General features: G+C 71.7%; 20 protein-coding genes. 6 read left to right on the top strand and 14 right to left on the bottom strand.

Annotated elements, in window-relative coordinates:
* Positions 1 to 6: 6 nt before the first annotated feature.
* Positions 7 to 1455 (bottom strand): catalase, encoded by a 1449-nt coding sequence (locus tag J2S66_RS30000; protein WP_310311124.1) that lies wholly within the window; start codon positions 1453 to 1455, stop codon positions 7 to 9.
* A 41-nt stretch (positions 1456 to 1496) separates the two neighbouring features.
* A complete protein-coding gene (locus tag J2S66_RS29995) occupies positions 1497 to 1934 on the bottom strand; it encodes a Fur family transcriptional regulator (protein WP_310311122.1) in 438 nt (145 codons plus the stop codon).
* Positions 1935 to 2019: 85 nt separating this feature from the next.
* On the opposite strand from J2S66_RS29995, the gene J2S66_RS29990 reads away from it, so the two are divergent.
* Complete coding sequence (locus J2S66_RS29990; RefSeq protein WP_310311120.1) at positions 2020 to 3204, top strand: MFS transporter; 1185 nt, start codon at positions 2020 to 2022, stop codon at positions 3202 to 3204.
* Here the strand turns inward: J2S66_RS29990 and J2S66_RS29985 are convergent.
* Genes J2S66_RS29985 through J2S66_RS29975 form a run of 3 tightly spaced genes read right to left on the bottom strand, consistent with a single transcriptional unit; the run spans position 3180 to position 6955 of the window.
* A complete protein-coding gene (locus J2S66_RS29985) occupies positions 3180 to 4604 on the bottom strand; it encodes a gluconokinase (RefSeq protein ID WP_310311117.1) in 1425 nt (474 codons plus the stop codon). The genes J2S66_RS29990 and J2S66_RS29985 overlap by 25 nt on opposite strands.
* Positions 4605 to 4628: 24 nt before the next feature.
* Positions 4629 to 5693, bottom strand: coding sequence for an aspartate-semialdehyde dehydrogenase (locus J2S66_RS29980; protein WP_310311115.1), 1065 nt, complete (start codon positions 5691 to 5693; stop codon positions 4629 to 4631).
* A complete protein-coding gene (locus tag J2S66_RS29975; protein ID WP_306744332.1) occupies positions 5690 to 6955 on the bottom strand; it encodes an aspartate kinase in 1266 nt (421 codons plus the stop codon). The genes J2S66_RS29980 and J2S66_RS29975 overlap by 4 nt, the downstream gene beginning before the upstream one ends.
* A 77-nt stretch (positions 6956 to 7032) precedes the next feature.
* Here J2S66_RS29975 and J2S66_RS29970 point away from each other — a divergent pair, with 77 nt between their 5' ends.
* Together J2S66_RS29970 and J2S66_RS29965 are read left to right on the top strand one after the other, a co-directional pair.
* Entirely contained in the window at positions 7033 to 8256 is a 1224-nt protein-coding gene (locus J2S66_RS29970) for a glycosyltransferase family protein (protein ID WP_374726150.1), read from the top strand.
* Entirely contained in the window at positions 8256 to 8825 is a 570-nt protein-coding gene (locus J2S66_RS29965) for a nitroreductase family protein (protein ID WP_310311110.1), read from the top strand. The genes J2S66_RS29970 and J2S66_RS29965 overlap by 1 nt, the downstream gene beginning before the upstream one ends.
* 175 nt (positions 8826 to 9000) lie before the next feature.
* Here J2S66_RS29965 and J2S66_RS29960 read toward each other — a convergent pair whose 3' ends face one another.
* The gene (locus J2S66_RS29960) at positions 9001 to 9228 is read right to left on the bottom strand and encodes a hypothetical protein (RefSeq protein ID WP_374726149.1); all 228 of its coding nucleotides are present in this window, start codon (positions 9226 to 9228) and stop codon (positions 9001 to 9003) included.
* Between the two features lie 302 nt (positions 9229 to 9530).
* On the opposite strand from J2S66_RS29960, the gene leuA reads away from it, so the two are divergent.
* Positions 9531 to 11321 carry a 2-isopropylmalate synthase gene (gene leuA / locus J2S66_RS29955; RefSeq protein WP_310311104.1) on the top strand — a complete coding sequence of 597 codons (1791 nt, stop codon included), beginning with the start codon at positions 9531 to 9533 and terminating at the stop codon, positions 11319 to 11321.
* On the opposite strand, the gene J2S66_RS29950 is transcribed toward leuA, so the two are convergent.
* On the bottom strand, positions 11302 to 11943 hold the full coding sequence (locus tag J2S66_RS29950; protein WP_310311101.1) for a TetR/AcrR family transcriptional regulator: 642 nt from the start codon (positions 11941 to 11943) through the stop codon (positions 11302 to 11304). The genes leuA and J2S66_RS29950 overlap by 20 nt on opposite strands.
* Positions 11944 to 12032: 89 nt before the next feature.
* Between J2S66_RS29950 and J2S66_RS29945 the strand changes: the two genes are divergently transcribed.
* Positions 12033 to 12596 carry a TIGR03086 family metal-binding protein gene (locus J2S66_RS29945; protein ID WP_310311098.1) on the top strand — a complete coding sequence of 188 codons (564 nt, stop codon included), beginning with the start codon at positions 12033 to 12035 and terminating at the stop codon, positions 12594 to 12596.
* Between the two features lie 68 nt (positions 12597 to 12664).
* Here the strand turns inward: J2S66_RS29945 and J2S66_RS29940 are convergent, their stop codons facing one another.
* The 6 genes from J2S66_RS29940 to J2S66_RS29915 form a co-directional block, all read right to left on the bottom strand.
* Positions 12665 to 13282, bottom strand: a complete 618-nt coding sequence (locus J2S66_RS29940; RefSeq protein WP_310311096.1) for a hypothetical protein — start codon at positions 13280 to 13282, stop codon at positions 12665 to 12667.
* A gap of 298 nt (positions 13283 to 13580) precedes the next feature.
* Positions 13581 to 14672, bottom strand: coding sequence for an ABC transporter ATP-binding protein (locus J2S66_RS29935; RefSeq protein WP_310315174.1), 1092 nt, complete (start codon positions 14670 to 14672; stop codon positions 13581 to 13583).
* Positions 14673 to 14731: 59 nt separating this feature from the next.
* Positions 14732 to 15727: an ABC transporter ATP-binding protein gene (locus J2S66_RS29930; protein ID WP_310311093.1), complete on the bottom strand. Its 996-nt coding sequence runs from the start codon at positions 15725 to 15727 to the stop codon at positions 14732 to 14734.
* Between the two features lie 3 nt (positions 15728 to 15730).
* Positions 15731 to 16663 (bottom strand): ABC transporter permease, encoded by a 933-nt coding sequence (locus J2S66_RS29925; RefSeq protein ID WP_310311091.1) that lies wholly within the window; start codon positions 16661 to 16663, stop codon positions 15731 to 15733.
* A 6-nt stretch (positions 16664 to 16669) separates the two neighbouring features.
* On the bottom strand, positions 16670 to 17674 hold the full coding sequence (locus J2S66_RS29920; protein ID WP_310311088.1) for an ABC transporter permease: 1005 nt from the start codon (positions 17672 to 17674) through the stop codon (positions 16670 to 16672).
* A gap of 38 nt (positions 17675 to 17712) precedes the next feature.
* A complete protein-coding gene (locus J2S66_RS29915; RefSeq protein ID WP_310311084.1) occupies positions 17713 to 19395 on the bottom strand; it encodes an ABC transporter substrate-binding protein in 1683 nt (560 codons plus the stop codon).
* A 234-nt stretch (positions 19396 to 19629) separates the two neighbouring features.
* Between J2S66_RS29915 and J2S66_RS29910 the strand changes: the two genes are divergently transcribed.
* On the top strand, positions 19630 to 22953 hold the full coding sequence (locus J2S66_RS29910; RefSeq protein WP_310311082.1) for an AfsR/SARP family transcriptional regulator: 3324 nt from the start codon (positions 19630 to 19632) through the stop codon (positions 22951 to 22953).
* On the opposite strand, the gene J2S66_RS29905 is transcribed toward J2S66_RS29910, so the two are convergent.
* On the bottom strand, positions 22924 to 23406 hold the full coding sequence (locus J2S66_RS29905) for a uridine kinase family protein (RefSeq protein ID WP_310311079.1): 483 nt from the start codon (positions 23404 to 23406) through the stop codon (positions 22924 to 22926). The two genes, J2S66_RS29910 and J2S66_RS29905, sit on opposite strands and share 30 nt — an antisense overlap.
* Positions 23407 to 23414 lie beyond the last annotated feature (8 nt).

Here is a 23414-nt window from a genome sequence, read left to right as displayed (position 1 = left end):
GCGCGCTCACCTGCCGAAGGCGGCGGCGATCTTGTCGCCGGTCTCCTTGTCGATGTTGCGCCAGTACTCGAACACCCGCTCCAGCACCGGCTCCGACACGCCGTTGCCCGCGTGCGCCACCACGGTCCGCACGAGGCGCTCGCGCTGCGCGTCGTCGAACACCTCGCGGACCAGGGTGCCCGCCTGGCCGAAGTCGTCGTCCTCCGCGTGCAGCCGGTACGCGGAGCGCACGACCTCGTCCTCGACGCCGTAGGCCGACGCCGTCTCGCCGGCGGTCGCGGCGTCGGCGTGCGGGCCGCCGTACGAGTTGGGCGCGTACACCGGGTCCGCGGCGTTGCGGTACGCCATCGCGCCGTCCTTGGAGTACGAGTTCACCGGTGACGTCGGCCGGTTCACCGGCAACTGCGCGTAGTTCGCGCCGATGCGGTACCGCTGGGCGTCCGGGTAGGAGAAGATGCGGCCGATCAGCATCTTGTCCGGGGACGTGCCGATGCCCGGCACCAGGTTCGTCGGCGCGAACGCGGCCTGCTCGATCTCGGCGAAGTAGTCCTGCGGGTTGCGGTCCAGGACCAGCTTGCCGACCTTGATCAGCGGGTAGTCGCCGTGCGGCCACACCTTGGTCAGGTCGAACGGGTTGAAGCGGTAGTCCGCGGCGTCCTCGTACGGCATGACCTGCACGTGCAGCGTCCACGACGGGAACTCGCCGCGCTCGATGGAGTGCCACAGGTCGGCGCGGTGCGCGTCGGCGTCCTCACCGGCGATCCGCGCGGCCTCCTCGGAGGTCAGCGTCTCGATGCCCTGGTCGGTCTTGAAGTGGTACTTCACCCAGAACCGCTCGCCGGCCGCGTTCTCCCACAGGTAGGTGTGCGAGCCGTAGCCGTTCTGGTGCCGCCACGTCCTCGGGATGCCCCGGTCGCCCATCAGCCACGTCACCTGGTGCGCGGTCTGCGGCTGGAGGGTCCAGAAGTCCCACTGCATGTCGTGGTCGCGGCGGCCGGTGTCGGCGCGGCGCTTCTGCGAGCGGATGAAGTCGGGGAACTTGATCGGGTCGCGCAGGAAGAACACCGGCGTGTTGTTGCCGACCAGGTCGTAGACGCCCTGCGTCGTGTAGAACTTCAGCGCGAAGCCGCGCGGGTCGCGCCAGGTGTCCGGGGAGCCCAGCTCGCCGGCGACGGTGGAGAAGCGCAGCAGCGTGTCGGTCCTCGCGCCCGGCTGGAACAGCGCGGCCTTCGTGTAGCGGCTGACGTCCTCGGTCGTCTCGAAGTGGCCGAACGCGCCGCCGCCCTTGGCGTGCACGACCCGCTCCGGCACCCGCTCGCGGTTGAACTGGGCGTTCTTCTCGATCAGGTAGTGGTCCTGGAGCAGGATCGGCCCGTTCGCGCCGAGCGTCAGCGAGTGGTCGTCGCTGGCGACCGGGATGCCCGCGTTGGTGGTGGTGTGACGCGATTCGGTCACGCTTCCAGCTCCTTCTGTCTGTGCGACGGTCAGTGCGACGGTCAGCGGGACCCCTGGCGGGCAGGGGTGCCCTGGCAATCGGGGCAGAGGCCCCAGAACAGGACTTCCGCCTCGTCCACGGCGAAGCCGGCGGTGGTCGACGGCTCCAGGCAGGGCGCGGCGCCGTGGACGCAGTCGACGTCCTCGGTCCGGCCGCACCCCCGGCACACGAGGTGGTGGTGGTTGTCGCCGATCCGCGTCTCGTAGCGCGCCGGGTGCCCGGCGGGCTCGATCCGGCGCAGCAGCCCGGTCCGCGAGCACGTGTTGAGCACGTCGTAGACGGCCTGCGTGGACACGGCGCCCAACCTCGCCCGCACGGCCTCCGCGACCTGGTCGGCCGTGGCGTGGGGGTGTTCGGAGAGCCATTCGAGCACCGCGACCCGGGGTGCGGTGATGCGCAACCCGGCGTCCTTGAGCAGCTCGCGTGGTCCTGGGGTCATTGCTCCTCCACTACACCAGGTTTTCTGGAACGAGTCAAGAAAACGAGTGGTTAAAGCTCTTGCGGGGACAGGTGAAGATGAACTCGTGAACGTTGCTAACTACCTCGCCGTCCTGCGGGCTCCGCGCGTACCCGGCTTCATGCTGCTGATGCTCCTGGCCCGGATACCCGCGACGGCGGCGGGCATGACGATCACGATGCACGTCCTGCTCGGCCTGGAGCGCGGTTACGGCGAGGCGGGCCTGGTCGGGGCCCTGTCGACCCTCGGCATCGCGATCGGCGCGCCGCTGATGGGACGGCTGGTCGACCGGCGCGGGCTGCGCGCCATGCTCGCCCTGTCGATGGTCACCGAGGGCGTCTTCTGGTTCGTCGCGCCCCTGCTGCCGTTCCACGTGCTGCTCGTCACGTGCTTCCTCGCCGGCCTCACCACCATGCCGGTGATGTCGATGGGCCGGCAGATCCTCACCGCGCTCGTCCCCGACTCCTCCCGGCGCACCGCGCTGGCGATGGACTCGATGGCCGTCGAGGTCTCGTTCATGGCGGGTCCGGCGCTCGGCGTCGCCCTCGTCACGCAGGGCGGCAGCCGCACCGCGATGTGGACGATCGGCACGGCGATGGTGCTCGTCGGCGTCGTGCTGTGGCTGGTCGACCCGCCCGTGCGGCGCGAGGACGACGACTCCGGCCGGGTGCCGCGCCGGCAGTGGCTCGACGGCCGCATGGTGGGCGTGCTGATCAGCGCGGGCGGTGCGACGTTCGTGCTGTCCGGCGTCGAGGTGTCGCTGGTGGCGTCGATGCGCGCGCTCGACCTGACCGGCTGGACGGGCGCGATGGTCGTGGTGATGTGCGTGGCGTCGCTGGTCGGCGGCTTCCTCTACGGCGGCCTCCGCCGCGTGCCGCCGCTGTGGGCGCTGATGGGCGGCATGGGCGTGCTGGCCATCCCGATCGGCCTGTTCGACGCCTCGCCGTGGTGGCTGGCGCTGGCCCTGGTGCCGACGAACTTCCTGTGCGCCCCCACCATCACCGCGACCGGGGAGGCGATCACGACCCACGCCCCCGCGTCCGCGCGCGGCGAGGCGATGGGGCTCCAGGGTTCGGCGTTCACGCTGGGCGTGGCGCTCGGCCAGCCGTTCACCGGTTTCGTGATCGACCACAGCTCGCCGGCCTGGGGCTTCGCGACGGCCGGGCTGGGCGCGGTGGCGATCGCGCTGCTCACCGTGCTGCTGGGCCGCCGCGTCGGCGGCCCGCGCTACAGCTCGGCCAGCGCCCGGTAGAGGCGTTCGATCCCGGGACGGGCCGCGGCGTAGTGGCGGACCGCCCCGGGGTCCGGGCTGATCGTCTTCACGGGCTTGACCAGCTCCGCGGCGACGGTGAGGTCCGGGAACTCGCCGAGCGCCCGCCACGCCACCAGGGCCGCACCCACGCCCGAGCCCTCGCTGTCGTCCGCCAGCTCCAGCTCCAGGCCCAGCGCGGACGCCAGCACGGTCGCCCACAGGTCGCTGCGGAACGCGCCACCGGTCACCCGGACCGCGTGCACGTCCGCCACCGAGCGCACCGCGTCGAGGACCAGGGCCAGCTGCTGCGCCACGCCCTCGACCAGGGCGCGGGTGATCTCGGCCCGGCCGTGCTCGCGGCGCAGGCCGACCAGGGCCGAGGTCGCGTCCGGGTCCCACCAGGGCGCGCGCTCGCCGAGCAGGTAGGGCAGGGCGGTGACGCCGTTCGCGCCCGGCGGGACCGCGGACGCTTCGTCCAGCAGGTCGAGCAGGTCCGCCTTGAACGTGTCCTCGGCCCACTGGGCGACCACGCCGCCGTTGCTCACCGCGCCGCCCAGCACCCACAGGTCGTCGGCGATCGCGTAGCAGAACACCCGCCCCCGCTCGTCCACCGCGGGCGAGGAGCGGACCACGCGCAGCGCGCCGCTCGTCCCCAGGGACACCGCCGCCACGCCCGGCACGACGGCGCCCACGCCCAGGTTGGCCATCGGGCCGTCGCCGCCGCCCAGCACCACCGGCGTGCCGGGGGCCACGCCGGGCACGGCGAAGGTCAGCGGGAACGAGTCGGTCGGGGCGTGCAGGGCGGGCAGCTGCTCGGCGGTCACCCGCGCGAACGCCAGCGCGTCGGCGTGCCAGGACCTGGTCACCAGGTCCATCAGGCCGGTCGCCGACCCCGACGAGTGCTCGGTGACGAGCTCGCCGGTGAGCTTGAGCGCGACGTAGTCCTTCAGACCGCACCAGCGGTCCGCCGTGATGCCGTTCTCGGCGAACCACGCGAGCTTCACCAGCGGCGACATGGTGTGGATCGGGGTGCCGGTGGCGCGGTGCAGGGCGGTGCCGCGCCCGGTGCCGCGCAGCTCGGCGGTCTGCGCCACGGCCCGGTTGTCCGCCCACGACAGCGACGGCGTCACCGGGCGGCCGGAGGCGTCCAGGCCGAGCAGCGTGTGCATGGCCCCGGTCAGCGAGATGGCGCGCACCGCGTGCCCGCCGGTCGCGATCTCGCGCAACCCGGTGAGCGCGGCCGTCAGGACCTCGTCCGGGTCGTGGGTCGCCTCACCGGAGGGCGTGGTGCGCATCGGGTAGTCGTGCTCCACCGATGCGACCACGCCCGCGTTCCGGTCCACCGCGATGACCTTGGTCGCCGTCGTACCGAGGTCGATCGCCAGCACTACGTCCGCCATGAGGCGAACCTACAGGCGGCCGACCTACAGGCGGCCGACGAGTTCCTCGGCGATCTCGTAGGTGTTCAGGGCCGCGCCCTTGCGCAGGTTGTCGCCGCACACGAAGAAGTCCAGCGTGTTCGGGAAGTCCAGCGCCTGCCGCACCCGGCCCACGTAGGTCGGGTCCTCGCCCACGACGTCCGCCGGGGTCGGGAACCGCTTCTCCGCCGGGTCGTCCACGAGCACGATCGTGGGCTGCGCCTCGAAGATCTCGTGCGCCTCGCCGACGGTCACCTCGCGCTCGAACGTCGCGTGCACGGCCAGCGAGTGCGTCGTCACGACGGGCACGCGCACGCAGGTCGCCGACACCTTCAGGTCCGGGATGCCGAGGATCTTGCGCGACTCGTTGCGGACCTTCAGCTCCTCGCTGGTCCACCCGTCGTCCTTCAGGGAACCCGCCCACGGCACCACGTTCAGCGCCAGCGGCGCCGGGAACGGCGAGTCCGACACCGGCAGGCCCGCGGCCTCCAGCGCCTCCCGCACGTCACCCGCGCGGAGGCCGACCTGCTTGCCCGCCAACGCCTGGACCTCGCCGTACAGGCGATCGATCGCGGCCTGCCCGCCGCCCGAGGCGGCCTGGTAGGACGCCACGACCAGCTCGCGCAACCCGAACTCGCGGTGCAGCGCGCCGAGCGCCGCCATCATCGACAGCGTCGTGCAGTTCGGGTTCGCGATGATGCCCTTGGGCCGCGTCGCGGTCGCGTCGGCGTTGACCTCGGGCACCACCAGCGGCACCTCGGGGTCCATCCGGAACGCGCCCGAGTTGTCCACCGCGACCGCGCCGCGGGCCGCCGCGACCGGCGCCCACTCGGCCGAGACCTCGTCCGGCACGTCGAACATCGCGACGTCCACGCCGTCGAAGGCCTCGGGCGTCAACTCGACCACGGTCAGCTCGTCGCCCCGCACGGTGATCTTCTTGCCGGCCGACCGGGCCGACGCGATCAGCCGGATCTCACCCCACGGCACGGACTCGCGCCGGTTGATGATGTCGATCATGACGGTGCCGACGGCACCGGTCGCCCCCACCAGGGCGAGCACGGGCCCGCTCATCGACCGCTCCCCGCGTACACCACGGCCTCCTCGTCGCCACCCAGGTCGAACGCGTCGTGCAGCGCGCGCACGGCGTCGTCGAGCTGGGTGTCGCGGCAGATGACCGAGATCCGGATCTCCGAGGTGGAGATGATCTCGATGTTGACCCCGGCGGACGCCAGGGCCTCGCAGAACTGCGCGGTCACGCCGGGGTGCGAGCGCATGCCCGCGCCGACCAGCGAGACCTTGCCCACGTGCTCGTCGTAGAGCACCTGGTCGAAGCCGATCTCCTCGCGCGACTTCTCCAGCGCCGCCACCGCGCGCGGGCCGTCGTCCTTCGGCAGGGTGAACGTCACGTCGGTGCGGCCGGACACGGCCTGCGACACGTTCTGCACGACCATGTCGATGTCGAGTTCCGCCTCGGCCACGACGCGGAAGATGCGCGCCGCCATGCCGGGCAGGTCGGGCACCGCGGTCACGGTGACCTTGGCCTCGGACCGGTCGTGCGCGACGCCGGTGATCATCGCCTGTTCCACGGGAAGGTCCTCCACTGACCCGGACACGATGGTCCCGGGCTTGTTGCTGAACGAAGATCGGACGTGCACCGGGACGTTGTAGCGGCGGGCGTACTCGACGCAGCGGAGCATGAGCACCTTGGCCCCGCTCGCCGCCATTTCGAGCATCTCCTCGTAGGTGATGGTCTCCAGCCGCTTGGCGTTCGGCACGATGCGCGGGTCGGCGCTGAACACGCCGTCCACATCGGTGTAGATCTCGCAGACGTCGGCCTTCAGCGCGGCGGCCAGCGCCACCGCGGTGGTGTCGGTGCCGCCGCGGCCGAGCGTGGTGATCTCGTTGCTGCCCTGGGACACGCCCTGGAAGCCCGCGACGATCGCGATGGCCCCCTCGGCGAGCGCGTCCTGGATGCGGCTCGGCGTCACGTCGATGATGCGCGCCTTGCCGTGCACGGAGGTCGTGATCACGCCGGCCTGCGAGCCGGTGTAGGAACGCGCCTCGGCGCCCAGCGAGCTGATCGCCATCGCCAGCAGCGACATGGAGATGCGCTCACCGGACGTGAGCAGCATGTCCATCTCGCGGGCGGGCGGCACCGGCGACACCTGGCGCGCGAGGTCGAGCAGCTCGTCGGTCGTGTCGCCCATCGCGGAGACCGCGACGACGACGTCGTTGCCCGCCTTGCGGGTCGCGACGATGCGCTCGGCCACGCGTTTGATCCGCTCGGCGCTCCCGACCGAGGAACCGCCGTACTTCTGGACGACGAGCGCCACAGACCCACTCCCTCCAGGTGCTTCAAGCCCAGCTCAACGCGGAGACTACCTGGCCCGAGGAGTGGGAAGCGGTCACCGTGGCGCCCACTACCCTCAGGGCCGTGCCAACCCTGGAGGCTGTTCGCGTGGAGCCCGAGGACGCGCCGTCGGCGCGGGACCGGCTGGCTCGCGCGGCCAGACACCGGGTGACCGCGGCACTCGCCCCCGCGGTGCTGTTCCTGCTGGTCAGGGAGCTGGGGTTGGTGGCGCTCCAGCTGATGGCCGCCCGCTGGGACAAGGACGTCGCGAAGGCTCTCACCTCGTGGGACGGCCAGTGGTTCCTGGGGATCGCCGAAGGCGGTTACGCCGACGTGCCGCCGTGGCTGGTGGACGCGTTCGGGCGGCGTTCGCCGGAGACGCCGCTGGCGTTCTTCCCCGGCTACCCGGCGCTGGTGCGGTGGGTGGCCGGGCTGCCTGGCGTGGCACCGGTGGGCGCGGCGTTCGCGGTGAGCCTCGTCAGCGGCGTGGTCTGCGCCTACGGGCTGGCGCGGCTGGGCAGCCGGGTGCTCGGCGGGTCGCGGCGGGCCGGGCTGGTGCTCGTGGTGCTGTTCGCGGCGTCGCCGATGGCCGTGGTGCTGTCCATGACGTACTCGGAGGCGACGTTCTGCGCGCTGGCCGTGTGGTCGCTGGTGGGCGTCGTGGAGGGGCGCTGGCTGCTCGCCGGGCTGTGCTGCGCGGGCGCGGGGCTGGTGCGGCCGACGGCGGCGGCGCTGGTGCTCGCGGTGTGCGCGGCGGCGGCCGTGGCGATCTGGCGGCGGCGGGACGGCTGGCGGCCGTGGGCGGGCGGGGTGCTCGCGCCGCTCGGGCTGCTCGGCTACCTCGGGTACGTGGCGGTGCGCACGGGCCGCTGGGACGGCTGGTTCGCCGTGCAGCAGGCCGGCTGGGACTCGCGCTTCGACGGCGGGGCCGCGACCTGGAAGTTCGCGCTGCTCATCCTGGGCGAGCCGCGGTCGGTGCTGGAGCTGGCGACGGTGTGGCTGCTGGTGGTGGCGCTGGCCCTGGTCGTGCTGGGCTTCCGGCGGGGGCTGGAGTGGCCGCTGTCGGTCTACGGCCTCGGCGTGCTGGTGATGGACCTCGGGTCCAACGGGCTGATGAACTCCAAGGCGCGGCTGCTGCTGCCCGCGTTCACGCTGCTGGTGCCGGTCGCGCTGGCCCTGGCGCGGCGGCGCACGTCCACGGTGGCCGCGGTGCTGGTCGGCCTGGCCGTGTTCAGCGCGTGGTTCGGCGCGTACGCGATCACCGCTTGGCAGTATGCGATCTGATGGACGTCAACCGGTTGATCTCAGAGCGCTGGAGCCCGCGGGCCTTCGACCCGGAGGCGGTCGTGGAGCCGCCGGTGGTGCGCGTGCTCCTGGAGGCGGCCCGCTGGGCGGCCTCGCACGGCAACACCCAGCCCGCCCGGTTCCTGGTCGGGTACCGCGGCGACGACACGTTCGAGCGAATTTTCGCCTCGCTGCGACCGGGCAACCAGTCGTGGGCGGGGCGCGCGTCGGTGCTGCTGGTGGGGGCGGTGGCCACGGTGGACGACCGGGGGCCGGTGCCGAACACCGAGTTCGGGCTGGGCCTGGCCGTGCAGAACCTCGTGCTCCAGGCCGTGGAGCTGGGGCTGGTCGCGCACCAGGTGGGCGGGTTCTCACCGGAGGCGGTGCGCGCGTCCTTCGGGGTGCCGCAGGACGTGCGGCCGGTCGTGGTGGTCGCGGTGGGCGTGCTCGGCTCGGCCGACGACCTACCGGACGACCTGGCCGCCCGCGAACGCCGCGAGCGCACCCGCAAACCGCTGTCCGAAACGGCCTTCACCACCCACTGGGGCACCCCCGCCTTCCCGACCTGACCCGTGGGTCCAACCCCCGGGTGCCGAGAGTCCGACGCCCGGGCCCGGGCGTCGGACTCTCGCGACCTGGGGGTTGGACTCTCGTGGTGTGGGTGGACGTCCGGTCGACGCGCCGGACCCCGCCACCAGGGGGGAGGGTGGCGGGGTCCGGGGCTGCTCGCGCGGGCCGCGTGCCCTAGCGGGCGACGAGGCGGGCGAGCAGGCCTGTCACGACGAGCCAGAAGACCGCCGCGAGACCGTAGTTGAGGAGCACGTCGAGCTTGACGTTCCCCGTCTGGAAGAGGCCCGGGAAGAAGAGCGCCAACGGCTCGGCGAGCTGCTGGATGAAGCGGAAGAACGCGTTCGCCGTGTTCACCCCGATGAGCAGCATCAGGATGTAGATGACCTCGATGAGCGCAAACACGGCGCCGATACCGCGGATCACTCGCGCGGCGGTGTACGAGCCGCTGCGCGTCGTTGAGGTTCGCCATCTGGACATGGAATGGAGATGCCCAACCCACGTTCGAGTGAAACTCCTTCGGGTGAAGTTCCACCATCTGGGCGCGCGGTTCCACCTCGACGCGGAATCCGGTTAACCTAGGCCCCATGGCACGCGCCCTCCTGCTTCGCCGCCGTGACGGGGTCTGATCGGACCGGCCCCCCGTCGCGGGATCGAGCGTTGCCGCCGGTCGTCTCCCACCACCGGCCAGCAGGAGAGACCCGATCATGAGCACGACCCCGGACGCGTACACCACCGGCACCAGCCGCATCCGCCCCCCGGCCCGCCCCGTCACCGGCCAGCCCGCCTGGAACCCGCAGCGCGGCACGTCGATGCCCGTGCACCGCTACCGCCCGTTCCACGAGGTCGTCGAGGTGGTCGAGGTACCCGACCGCACGTGGCCGGACAAGCGCGTCGAGAAGGCCCCGCTGTGGTGCGCGGTCGACCTGCGCGACGGCAACCAGGCGCTGATCGACCCGATGTCCCCCGCGCGCAAGCGCAAGATGTTCGACCTGCTCGTGCGGATGGGCTACAAGGAGATCGAGGTCGGCTTCCCGGCCGCCTCGCAGACCGACTTCGACTTCGTCCGCGAGATCATCGAGGACGGCGCGATCCCGCCGGACGTCACCATCCAGGTGCTGACCCAGTGCCGGGAAGAGCTGATCACCCGCACGTTCGAGTCGCTGCGCGGCGCGCACAAGGCGATCGTCCACTTCTACAACTCGACGTCCGTGCTCCAGCGCCGCGTCGTGTTCAGGTCGGACCGCGAGGGCATCAAGAAGATCGCCACGGACGCGGCGCGGTACGCGCTGACGCTGGAAGGCGAGTACCCGGAGACCGAGTTCCGCTACGAGTACTCGCCCGAGTCCTACACCGGCACGGAGCTGTCGTACGCGCTGGAGGTGTGCGACGCGGTGTCCGAGATCATCGCGCCCACCCCCGACAAGCCGCTGATCATCAACCTGCCGGCGACCGTCGAGATGGCCACGCCGAACGTCTACGCCGACTCGATCGAGTGGATGTCACGCAACCTGGCCCGACGCGACTCCATCATCCTGTCGCTGCACCCGCACAACGACCGGGGCACCGGCGTCGCGGCGGCCGAGCTGGGCTACCTGGCGGGCGCCGACCGCATCGAGGGCTGCCTGTTCGGCAACGGCGAGCGCACCGGCAACGTCTGCCTGGTGACGCTGGGCATGAACATGTTCAGCCAGGGCGTCGACCCGCAGATCGACTTCTCCGACATCGACGAGATCCGGCGCACGGTCGAGTACTGCAACCAGCTGCCCGTCGCCGAGCGGCACCCGTACGGCGGCGACCTGGTGTTCACCGCGTTCTCCGGCTCGCACCAGGACGCGATCAAGAAGGGCTTCGAGGCCCTGGAGGACGCGGCCAAGGCGGCCGGGCAGCACGTGGACGAGTTCCCGTGGGAGGTCCCGTACCTGCCGATCGACCCGAAGGACGTGGGCCGCAACTACGAGGCCGTCATCCGGGTCAACTCGCAGTCCGGCAAGGGCGGCGTGGCGTACCTGATGAAGACGGAGCACCACCTGGACCTGCCGCGCCGGTTGCAGGTCGAGTTCTCCCGGGTCATCCAGGAGGTCGCCGACACCCACGGCGGCGAGATCGGCCCGAAGGACATGTGGGACTCGTTCTCCACGGAGTACCTGGACCCGGCGGCGCCGCTGAGGCTGGTGCGGCAGAAGGTGTCCGGCGACGGCAGCGGCCACGAGAAGATTGTCGCGGTGGTCGTCGTGGACGGCGAGGCGCAGGAGATCACCGGCACCGGCAACGGCCCGATCGCCGCGTTCGTCGACGCGCTGGCCAGCGTCGGCTACGACATCCGCGTCCTGGACTACTTCGAGCACGCGCTGTCCTCGGGCGACGACGCCCGCGCCGCGGCCTACCTGGAGTGCGCCGTGAGCGACCGCGTGCTGTGGGGCGTGGGCATCGACAGCTCCACGGTGTCCGCCGCGCTGCGCGCCCTGGTGTCCGCGATCAACCGCGCCCACCGCTGACCGGACCGCCGCTGACCGGACCGCCGCTGTCCGCGCCCGCCCGGTCCAGGCGGGCGCGGACGGCGGTGCGGGCACGTCGGTAGGCGTGCGGGTCGTCGTGCAGCACGGAGCGGGCGTTGGCCAGCTCCAGGAACGCGACCAGCTCGAACGCCACCTGGTCCGCGTCCGCCTCCAGGCCGGGCACCTCGGCGATCGTGGTGCGCACCAGGTCGTGCCACCGGACCCCGTACTCGGCGACGACATCGCGCACCCGGCCGTGCCGGGCGTCGAACTCGGCCTGCACGGCGTAGAAGAAGCACCCGCCGGGGAACATGCGCTCCTCCGAGTACGCCAGCCAGCCGTCCAGCAGGCGCGTCAGGCGGTCGAGCCCGGGTGGCACGGCGAGGGCCGGCTCCACGACCCGGCGCACGAAGATCGCCGCCGCCGCGCGCACGGTCGCCAGTTGCAGCTCCTCCTTGGAGCCGAAGTGGGCGAACACGCCGCTCTTGCTGACCTCCAGCTCGGTCGCCAGCCGGCCGATGGACAGGCCCTCCAGGCCCTCGACCGAGGCGATGTCCGCGGCCCGCCGCAGGATCAGCCGTCGCGTCCGCTCGCCGCGCTCCACCCGTCCGTCGACCTTCACCCCTCCACGCTAACCCCTGATCACGGCCCCCCTTGACCACCGCCAAACTAATTGTACGATCGTTCGTACAACTGGAGGGGCGGACCCGAATGGATCTCCTGGACCTGCACAGGTCGTCGATCGACCTCAACGAGGAGCTGTGGGCGGACCTGTCCGAAGCCCACCTGGACCTGGCCACGCCGTGCGCCGGCTGGACCGTCCACGAACTGCTACGGCACCAGGTGGCCGTGGCGCTGGACTTCGCGGCGAGCGCGCGCGGCACGACGCCGGAGGAGCCCGCGGACGACGACCCGCTCACCGCGTACCGGGTCGCGTCCGACGCCGTCGCCGAGGCGTTCCGGGCGCCGGGGTTCCCCGACCGCACCGCCGAGTTCCCCGGCTACGGCCCGCGCAGGGGCAAGGACCTGGTGGCCGCGCACTTCGTGGACAACCTGGTGCACGCCTGGGACCTGAGCCGGGCGCTGGGCCTCGACTCGACGCTGGACGCGGAACTGGCCGCGGCCGCGTTCCGCGTGGCGCGGCACTATCCGACGACGCCGGACGTCCGGGGACCGGGGGGCGCGTTCGCGATGCCGGTCGACGTGCCGGCGGACGCGCCGATCACCGACCGGCTGGTGGGCCTGCTCGGCCGCTCACCGCGCTGGCCGGCGTGAGGGCGTGGTCGGGGCGCTTCCACAGGGGGAGGCGCCCCGACCGCTGTGGGCTGGGCAGACCTTCCGGATCAGGCGCGCGGCCGAACGACCGGGCACGCGTCGAGCAGAGCTTCGATGCGGCAGTGCCGGTCGTTCCACCAGGAGGCGGCAACGGGATCGAGGTAGCCCAGGACGTCGCGGGCATCGCGGGCCCTGTCCTCGAGAGGCTTGTTCCACACCGGCTCGTGGTGGGCCAAGCGGTTGCGGAGATCGTGCAGACGGCGGACACGACCGTCCAGCGCGCTCCGTTGATCAGAGCCGGGGATGTGGGCAAAGCCTCGGAGGAGGTCCGGCCACAAGGTCGTGCGGTACTGGTTGGCCAGCAGGAAGCGCCAGAAGCCGAAGTTCAACTCGGTGATCACTTGGTCGGCGGTCAACGGCTTGCGCTTGCCCAGGACCCGACGGCGAGCTTCGGCGATGTCGGCACGAGCCCTCGGGGCGAGTTCACCGGCAGGGTCGTCGAGCCACGACCCGGAGCGCCGCTTGCGGACGTGACGAGCGTGCATGCGACCTGCCAGGGTGTTGCGCAGGGCAACCTCCAGGAAGCCGATCGTTTCACCGAAAGCTGCGCTGACCTGCATGTTCCATACATAGAGGTCCAGTGCCCGAAGCTCGTCGCCGTCGCAGCAGAGCTTGTAGTCCCTCATCCTGGGTTCGCTGAGCAACCCGGAAACGGCGTTGACGACCATTTGCTTGCCAGTATCCCAACGGCTAGGATTTCACCGAAGACTGCTGAACGGTCCCTGGTGATCCCCTGCGGGGATGGGCTACACCGCTGTGGTTGCGAAGCATCTCGAAGAGCGCCGTCCTCGTCATCGAGGGCGGCGTTCTTCAATCATGCGGTGGTGCACTCGGACGCAGCTCGTGCTGACGACGGCCTGACGACACGCACCGCGGAACCGCGAACGCGAGGGGCGCCCCTCGGCGGGGCGCCCCTCGGTGCGCTCAGGGGTTGAGCGCCTCGGTCACCGAGGCCGGGCCGACCAGGGGGATGTCCGGCGAGATGCCGCCGTCCTCCTCCACCAGCACCGCTTCGACCTCGTGCGGCCGGATCCTGCCCGCGCGGATGTCCTCGGCCCAGTGGCACGCCACCTTGTGACCGGGCAGGACCTCGCGCAGGGCGGGCCGCTCGGTGTCGCACTTCGTCGCCTGCTTCCACGGGCACCGGGTGTGGAACCGGCAGCCGGTGGGCGGGTTCGCCGGCGACGGCAGGTCGCCGGTCAGCAGGATGCGCTCGCGGCGGTCCTCCAGCACCGGGTCCGGCACGGGGATCGCCGACAGCAGGGCCTTCGTGTACGGGTGCAGCGGCTCGGTGTAGAGGTCGTCCGAGGTCGCCTCCTCCACCAGGCCGCCCAGGTACATCACGCCCACCCGGTCGGAGATGTGCCGCACCACGGCCAGGTCGTGGGCGATCACCAGGTAGGTGAGGCCCAACTGGTCCTGGAGCTCCTCCAGCAGGTTCACGACCTGCGCCTGCACCGACACGTCCAGCGCCGACACCGGTTCGTCGGCGATGATCAGGTCGGGCTCCACGGTGAGCGCGCGGGCGATGCCGATGCGCTGCCGCTGGCCGCCGGAGAACTCGTGCGGGTACTTGCGCAGCGACGTGGACGGCAGGCCGACGGACGACAGCAGCTCGCGCAGGCGCTTGCCGGTCGTCTCCTTGCCCTTGTCCAGGTCGTGCGCCCGCAGGCCCTCCACCAGGATCGATTCCACCGACTGCCGCGGGTCCAGGGACGACATGGGGTCCTGGAACACCATCTGCATCCGGCGGCGCATCCGCCGCAGCTCCTCGCCCTTGAGGCCGGACAGGTCCGTGCCGTCGAAGACGACCCGGCCCGCCGTGGGCTCGGTCAGCCGCAGCACCGCGCGGCCCAGCGTCGACTTGCCGCAACCGGACTCGCCGACCAGGCCGTACGTCTCGCCGCGCCGCACCTCCAGGTCCACGCCGTCGACCGCGTACACGTGGCCGACGGTGCGGTCGAGCACGACGCCCCGCTTGATCGGGAAGTGCACCTTGACGCCCTCGACGGACATCAGGACGTCGCCCGTCGGGTCCGGCGCGGGGGTCCCCGGCTGGGGGGTGGTCTCGGTGCTCACGCCGACACCTCCTCGGCCTGCGCGGGCGTCACCGGGTTGTGGCAGCGCAGCAACCGACCGGCGCCGATGTCCTCCTGCTCGGGGGTGACCTGCACGCACACGTCCAGCCTGTTCGGGCAGCGGGGCGCGAACGCGCACCCCTGCGTCCACGGGATGTTGTCGGCCACCGAACCGCGGATCGGGTTCAGCTTCTCCCCGCGCGGCGCGTCGAGCCGCGGGATCGAGGCCAGCAGGCCGTGCGTGTACGGGTGGCGCGGCTGCGCGAACAGCTCGTGCCGGTGCGCCTTCTCCACCACCCGGCCGCCGTAGAGCACGTTGACCTCGTCGCACAGGCCCGCGACCACGCCCAGGTCGTGCGTGATCATGACCAGCGCCGTGCCCATGTCCCGCACCAGCTCCTTGAGCAGGGCGAGGATCTGCGCCTGGATCGTCACGTCGAGCGCGGTGGTCGGCTCGTCGGCGATGAGCAGGCGCGGGCGGCAGGCCAGCGCGATGGCGATCAGCGCGCGCTGGCGCATGCCGCCGGACAGCTGGTGCGGGTACTCGGTGAGCCGCCGCTTCGGGTCGGGGATGCCGACCTTGTCCAGCAGCTCGGCCGCCTCGACCATGGCCTTCTTGCGCGGCATGTCGCGGTGCCGCTCCAGCACCTCGGTGACCTGCAACCCGATCGGGATCACCGGGTTCAGCGAGGACAGCGGGTCCTGGAACACCATGCCGAGGTCGCGACCGCGCCGGTCGCGCATCTGCTTGTCGGACAGCGCCAGCAGGTTCTCGCCCTCGTAGCTCACCGTGCCGGTGACCCGGGCGCCGCGCTTGGGCAGCAGGCCCATGATCGCGAGCGACGTGACGGACTTGCCGCACCCCGACTCGCCGACCAGGCCCACGGTCTGGCCCGGCTCCACGTCGAAGCTCACGTGGTCGACGGCGGTGAAGGGCTCTTCCCCCTTGCGCTCGAAAACCACGGTGAGGTCACGGACTTCCAGTAGTGGCACGACTCACCGCCTGCTCTTGGGGTCGAGGGCTTCGCGGAGGGTCTCGCCCATCAGGGTGAAGCCCAGCGCGACGACGATGATGCAGCCCGCCGGCCAGAACGCCAACTGCGGGTGGGTGTCGAAGACGTTCTGCACGTCGCCGAGCATCTGCCCCCACTCCGGGATGCGGTCGTCGGGGTTGCCCAGGCCGAGGAACGACAGCGCCGCCGCGTCGATGATGGCCGTGGCCAGCACCAGCGTGGACTGCACGATCACCGGTCCGAGCGAGTTGGGCAGCATGTGCCGGAACACGATGGCCCCCGGCTTCACGCCCAGCGCGGTCGCGGCCAGCACGTGGTCGCTGGACCGCTGCGCCAGCATCGAGCCGCGCAGCAGCCGCGCGAACACCGGGATCTGCACCACCGCCACCGCGACGATCACGGTGTACTGGTTGGGCCTCGCGAACAGCGCGCTGATGCTGAACGCCAGCAGCAGGCTGGGCAGCGACAGCATGACGTCCACGACGCGCATGACGACCGAGTCGACCCAGCCGCCGAACGCGCCGGCCAGCGTGCCGAGCGTGAGCCCGCCCGCCAGGCCGATGAGCGTGGCCAGCACGCCCACGATCAGCGTCTGCTGCGAGCCGACGAGCATGCGCGACAGGAAGTCGCGGCCCTGGAGGTCGCCGCCGAGCGGGTGGCCGTCCTGGGGCGGCGGGATCTCGTTGCGCGCCTTGACGACCTGGTCGATGAGCATCGGGTCGGACGGGTCGTGCGGCGCGAGCCACGGCGACAGGATCGACACCAGGACGAACAGGGTGATGATCCCGGCGCCGGTGAGGAACACCGGGCTGCGCCGCAGCGTCCGCCACGCGCTCGCGGCCAGGCTGACACCGGCATCGGAACCGGCCTCGGCCAGTTTGTCGATGCGGTCCTTCTTGCGGGTCGGAGTGACCATCGCGGGCTACCTCGTCCTGATCCGCGGGTCGATGAGCGCGTACGAGAGGTCCACCAGCAGGTTGACCACCACGTACACGATCGTGGCCATGATGATCAGCAGCATGAGCACCGGGTAGTCGCGTCTCTCGAACCCGATGGCCAACGCCTGGCCGACCCCGGCGAAGGAGAACACCTTCTCCGTGAGCACCGCGCCCGCCAGCAGCGCGCCGGTCTGGAGACCGATGGTGGTGACGACCGGCAGCATCGCGTTGCGCAGCACGTGCCGGGTGCGGATCACCGGGGCGGTGAGGCCCTTGGACTCGGCCGTGCGCACGAAGTCCTCGTCGAGCACGTCGAGCACCGCCGCGCGGGTGATCCGGAAGACCACCGCGAAGGGGATCGTCGCCAGCGCGACGGCGGGCAGGACCAGGTGCTCCAGCGCGTTGAGCGCCGCGTCCCACTCCTGGGTGATCACGCCGTCGAGGACGAAGAACCCGGTCACGCGGGTCGCGTTGATCGCGTCCTGGCGGCCCTCGGTGGGCAGGCCCAGCGCGGAGGACAGCACGTCCTTGAGCACGTAGGCCAGGAAGAACACCGGCACGGCCACGCCGAGCAGGGAGCCCCCGACGCTCAGGTTGTCGAACCAGCCGCCGCGGCGCTTGGCCGCCATGTACCCCAGCGGGACGCCGAGGGCGATGGCGATGACGATGGCGAAGAAGCTCAGCTCGAGCGTGGCGGGGAAGCGCTGGAGGAAGATGTCGAGCGCCGAGTCGCCGGGCTGCACGCCCGTCGAGACGCCGAAATCGCCGGACAGCGCGCGTCCGAGGAACTTGAAGTACTGGATCAGGATCGGCTGGTCCAAGCCGAGCTGTTTGGTGAGGGCTTCCCGCGACTCGGGCGTGGCGCGCTCCCCCAGGAGGGCCGAGACCGGACCTCCCGGGAGAGCGCGGAGCCACGCGAAGAGCAGCAGGGACAGCACCAGCACCACGCCGACCAGCTGGATGAGCCGTCGGATCGTGTAGCGGAGCATTGAACTACCCCGTGGTCTCTATCTGGAGTTGTGCGGACTCAGCCCTTGCTGGCCGGGCCGAACCTCTCGTCGGTCAGCGGACTGGGCACGACGCCCTTGATGTCCGACTTCAGCACCAGCGCCGGCGGCGAGTGGGACACCGGGATGGCCGGGAGGTACTCCTCCATGATCTTCTTGTTCAGGTCCTCGTACATGCCCTTGCGCTTGGCCTCGTCGGGCTCCGAGTTGGCCGCGGCCAGCTCGTCGGCGAGGGCCTGGCCCCACGGCGACGCACTGGTGTTGAAGCGGTTGTCGGTGCGGCCGAAGAACGTGCCGATCCAGTTCTGCGGGGTGCCGTTGTCACCGGTCCAGCCCAGCATGAACAGGTCCGGGATGCCCTGGTCGACGTCGGTCAGGTAACCGCCGTTCCACGGCTTCGAGGTCACGTTCAGCTTGATGCCGGCCTTCTCCAGGTCGCCGGCGATGGCCGACTGGATGTCCTTCGGGCTCGGCATGTACGGCCGGGTGACCTCGGTCGGCCAGTAGAAGTTCAGCGTCAGGTCGGACGCGCCGGCCTCGGCGAGCAGCGACTTGGCCTTCTCCGGGTCGTACTTGACCTCGGTGATCGAGCCGTTGTAGCCCTCGACCGTGTCCGGCATGAACTGCGTCGCCACGGACGCGCCCTCGGGCAGCTGCGACTTGACCAGCTGCTCGCGGTTGATCGCGTACATGAGCGCCTGGCGGACCTTCAGGTCCTGGAGCTTCGGGTTGTTCTTCTGGTTGATGCCCAGGTAGAGGACGTTGAACGCCGGGCGCACCGCGACGTTGAAGCCCTTCTCCTTCAGGCCCGGCCAGTCCGCCGCGTTCGGCAGGTCGTAGCCGTCGATGTCGCCGGCCTCCAGCGCCTGCTTGCGCGCCGTCTCGTCCGGGATGATCCGGAAGACGATCTTGTCGAGCTTCGCCTTCTCGCCGTGGTAGCCGTCGTTGCGCACCAGTTCGACGACGTTGTTCGCCTTGTCGAACTTGGAGAACTTGAACGGACCGGTGCCGGTCGGGTGCTCGTTGGCGTAGGCCGGGTAGGTGAAGCTGTCACCGGCCGCGACGACGTTGTCCGCGTCGTACTGCTTGAGCGCCGCGGGGCTGGAGATCGAGAACGAGGTGAAGCCCAGGACCGACGGGAACTGCGAGGTGGCCTCGTTCAGCTCGATGACCGCGGTCTTCGGGTCGCTCGCCTTGCAGGACTTGTACAGCGACGGCTTGTCGGGGGTGTCCGCGAAGCCGCCGAAGTTGTCCAGCCAGTACTGCGAAACGGCGTCGGACTGGCCGGCGCCCTTCTGGTTGTACCAGCGCTCGAAGTTGAAGCACACCGCTTCGGCGTTGAAGTCCGTGTCGTCGTGGAATTTCACACCTTCCTTCAGTGTGAATGTCCACGTCTTGCCGTCCGGCGTCGACTCCCACTTGGTCGCGAGAGCGGGCTCGACCTCGGCCGTGCCGGGCTTGAAGCCGACGAGACCCTCGTACATCTGGCGGGAGACGCGGAACGTCTCGCCGTCCGTGGCGTAGAACGGGTCGAACAGCTTCGGGGCTCCGGCTGCGCCGAAGGTGAGCGTGCCGCCGACCTGGCCGGCCCCGGAGTCTCCGTCCCGCTCGGATTGAGCGCAGGCGGACAGTGCGAGCGCGGCTACGCCGGTCAGGCCGATCGCGGCCGTCCAACGGCGCCGTGCCGTTCGGGAATGAACCATCAAACACCCCTATGGGAAATCCGGGATCTCACGGTGTGGTCACGGACCCTAACCGGTCACCACAACCCTTCCGGGTCGTCGCAGGTCACGATCCGGCCACGTGGTTGACCATTCTCATACAAGTGGTGGACAACCGCTGACCCAACGTGACGACGCATGATCGGGCAAACGCTCTCCTACGCTGTACAACGGACAAGGGGAAACCTGCGGGATCGCGCGGAGGGGAGGTCGCCGGTGGGCCCAGTGGTCGAGTTCCGCCTCCTCGGGCCGCTGCGGGTGCTGGTCGACGGCGAGCAGGTCGTGGTCCGCGCGGGGCGGCAGCGGTCCCTGCTCGTGTCGTTGCTCATGCGCGCGGGCGCCGGCGTCTCGGTCGACGAGCTCGCGGAGCACATCTGGGGCGCCGAACCGCCCGCGCGGGCCCGCGGCACGCTCCAGACCTACGTGATGAGGCTCCGGCAGGTGCTGGGGCCCGCCGTGCCGATCCGGACCGTCCCGGACGGCTACCTGATCGACGTCGACGAGCGCACGATCGACGTGGTGCGGTTCGAGCACCTGGTCGAGGAGGGCGAGCGGGAGCGGGCCGCGGGCAGGCTGGAGGCGGCGTCGGCGATCTTCACCGCGGCGCTGGCGCTGTGGCGGGGCCCGGCGCTGGTCGACGTGCCGTCCGAGGTGCTGCACCGCGACGAGGTGCCCCGCCTGGGCGAGCGGCGGCTGCACGTCGAGGAGCGCCGCGTCGAGATCGGCCTGGAGCTGGGCCGGCACGCCGAGCTGGTGCCCGAGCTGTCCCGGCTGACCAGCGAGCACCCGCTGCGCGAACGGCTGTGGGCGCAGCTGATGGTGGCCCTGTACCGGTCGGGGCGGCAGGCCGACGCGCTCGGCGCGTACCGCCGGGTCAGCGGGCTGCTGGCCGAGCAGCTGGGCATCGACCCGGGTGACGAGCTGCGGCGCGTGCACCAGCGGGTGCTCGACGGCTCCCCCGCGCTCGACCGGCGGCACGCGGCCCCGGCGGCGCACGACCGGGTGGTGCCCTCGCAGCTGCCCGCCGACATCGGCGACTTCGTGGGCCGCGAGCAGGCCGTGCAGCTGATCGAGGCGCTGCTGAGGACCGCGCACGGCGTGCCCGTGGTCACGCTCGCCGGCCCGCCGGGAGTCGGCAAGACGGCGCTGGCCGTGCACGCGGCGCACAGGATGCGGCACTTCTTCCCCGACGGGCAGCTGTACGTGAACCTGCGCGGGTACGCCCAGGGCCAGCCGCTGAGCGCGGTCGACGTGCTGCCGAGGTTCCTGCGGGCGCAGGGCGTGCCACCCGAGTCGGTGCCGCTGGACCAGGACGAGCAGGAGGCGATGTTCCGGTCGCGGCTGACCGACCAGCAGGTGCTGCTGGTGCTGGACAACGCGGCCAACGCCGAGCAGATCCGGCCGCTGCTGCCCGGCTCTCCGGGGTGCGCGGTGCTCGTGACCAGCCGGGACACCCTGCGGGGTCTCGCGGTGAGCCACGCGGCGTCCAACGTGCGGCTCGACGTGCTCGACCGGTGCGAGACGCGGGCGCTGCTGGCCGGGATGCTCGGCGAGCGGCTGGTGGCGGCGGAGGCCGGGGCGGCCGAGGAGCTGGCCGAGCTGTGCGCGCACCTGCCGCTGGCGCTGCGGATCGCGGCGGCCAACCTGCTGTCCCGCCCGGAGACGACCATCGCGTCCTACGTCGAGGAGCTGCGGGCGGGCAACCGGCTGGCCGCCCTGGCCGTGGAGGGCGACGAGCGGGCGGCCGTGCACGCGGCGTTCGATCTGTCGTACACGGCGCTGAAGCCCGAGCTGGCCTCGCTGTTCCGACTGCTCAGCCTCGCTCCCGGGGACATCACGCCGGACGTGGCGGCGGCGCTGGGCGGGCTGACCACGCAGGACGCGCGGCGGCGGCTCGACCGGCTGGCCACGGCCAACCTGGTGGACAACCACGCGCCGGGCCGCTACCAGTTCCACGACCTGCTGCGGGACTACGCGGCCGAGCGGCTCGCGTTCGAGGACGACCCGGCGGAGAGCGCGCAGGCCGCCCGCCGGCTGCTGGACTGGTCAATCCGGTCGGTCGACAACGCCACCGACGCGTTCAAGTCGACCCTGCTGCGGCTGCCGCGCACCGACGTGGTGGCGGGCGTGACGCCCCGGCTGTTCGCCACCTCCGCCGAGGCGCTGACCTGGCTGGACGCCGAACGGGCCAACCTCGTGGCGCTGGTCGTGCACGCGGCCGACCGGCGGCCCGACGGGGACGTGTGGCAGCTCGCCGACGCGCTGCGCCGGTACTTCTACACGATCGGGTTGCCCGCGGAGTGGCTCGCGACGGCGAAGGCCGGGCTGGCGGTCGCGCAGGCCACCCAGGACGCGGTCGGCGAGGTGGCGATGCTGTCCTCGCTCGGCACCCTCTACTGGGTGATCGGCCAGCACCGGGTGGCCGTCGACTACTTCCGCCGGGCCATCCCGATCCAGCAGCGCACCGGCGCGTCACCGGCCGTGGAGGCGGCCGTGCTGGCGAACCTCGGCGCGGTCTACATCGAGGTCGCGGAGCTGGAGCAGGCCGCCGACCACCTGGAGCGGGCGCTGGTGATCACCCGGTCCATCGGCGCGCTCCAGCAGGAGGGCATCGCGCAGCTCAACCTCGGCGGCGTCTACATGCACCTCGGGCAGCTCGACCGGGCCGTGTCGTCGTTCGAGGGCGCGCTGGACGTCGGCAACCGGCTCGGGGCGTGGATGACGCAGGCCGACAGCCACCGGGCGCTGGCCGAGGCGCACCTGTTCCTGGGGCAGCCGGAGCGGGCGGCGGAGCTGTACGTGCGGTGCGGGGAGCTGTACGAGCGGGCCGGCGCGCGGCGGTTCGCGCACTTCTCGCACGAGGGCCTGGCGCTGACCTACGTGATGCGGGGGCGGTTCGCGGAGGCGGCGCGGGAGGCCGCGGAGGCCGTCGCGATCGCCGAGGAGATGGGCCTGCTCAAGGGTCTGTGCGACGCGAAGAACGCCCTGGGCGAGGCGCTGTGCGGCCTGGGGCGGCTGGACGAGGCCGTCGACCGGACCACCGAGGCGCTGCGGACCGCCGAGGAGACCGGCTACCCGCTGGGCATCAGCGCGGCGCGGCGCAACCTGGCCCTGGTGCACCGGGCGGCGGGGCGGCTCGACGAGGCCCGGTACTCGGCGGGTCAGGCCCTGGACAACGCCGTCCGCTACCGGTTGCGCGTGGCCGAGGTGGACGCGCTCGCCGTCCTGGGTCGCGTGCGGCTGGACCAGGGCGACGTGCCGCAGGCACTGGACCTGGCGCTGCGCTGCCTGGAGCTGAGCCGGGCGACGGGACAGCGGTTCGTCCACGCCCGGGCCGCCCACCTGGCCGGTGACGCCCTGGCCGCGACCGGGAACCAGGCCGGCGCCGAGGAGCACTGGCGGACGGCGCTGGAGTGGTTCACGTCGATCGGTTCACCGGACGCCGCCCTGCTGGGGGCCCGGAAGCGGTCGGGTGCGGGCGGAACCGGGCCGGGGCCGGGGCCGGTCGGGTCAGGTAAGGATGGTGCGGGTGGCGCGTGACCTGGTGCCGTCCACCGCGAACCACCCCCGTTCGAAGGACTGCCAGCGCTCCAGGTGGGCGCGGCTCGCCTCGCCGTCCCGGGCCACGGCGCGGGCGAGGCGACCGGCCGGGTCGGGGTGCTCGACCCAGATCGCCTCGTCCAGGCGCGCGGCGATGGACCGGCGGGCCGCCGAGACGCCCTCCAGGACGAGGACGTCCACCACGGGCACGGTGACCCACTCGCCCGGGCGCGGCAGACCGGCCGACCAGTCCACGCGCCGGTAGCGGCCCTCCTCGCCCCGCCACAGGGGTTCGAGGACGCCGTGCAGCAGGCGGGGCCACCAGGCGACCGGGTCGGTCCAGGTGGCGAAGTGGTCGGTGGGCACGACGGGCGCGCCGAGGTCGGCCGCCAGGTCGCGGGCGACCGTGGACTTGCCCGAACCCGACGGCCCGTCGACCGCGACCAGCCTCACCGCCGGGG

Source organism: Saccharothrix longispora (assembly GCF_031455225.1).
Taxonomy (GTDB): domain Bacteria; phylum Actinomycetota; class Actinomycetes; order Mycobacteriales; family Pseudonocardiaceae; genus Actinosynnema; species Actinosynnema longispora.
The sequence above is the reverse complement of the archived record's forward strand: the minus strand, read 5'-3'. Positions and strand labels throughout refer to the sequence as shown.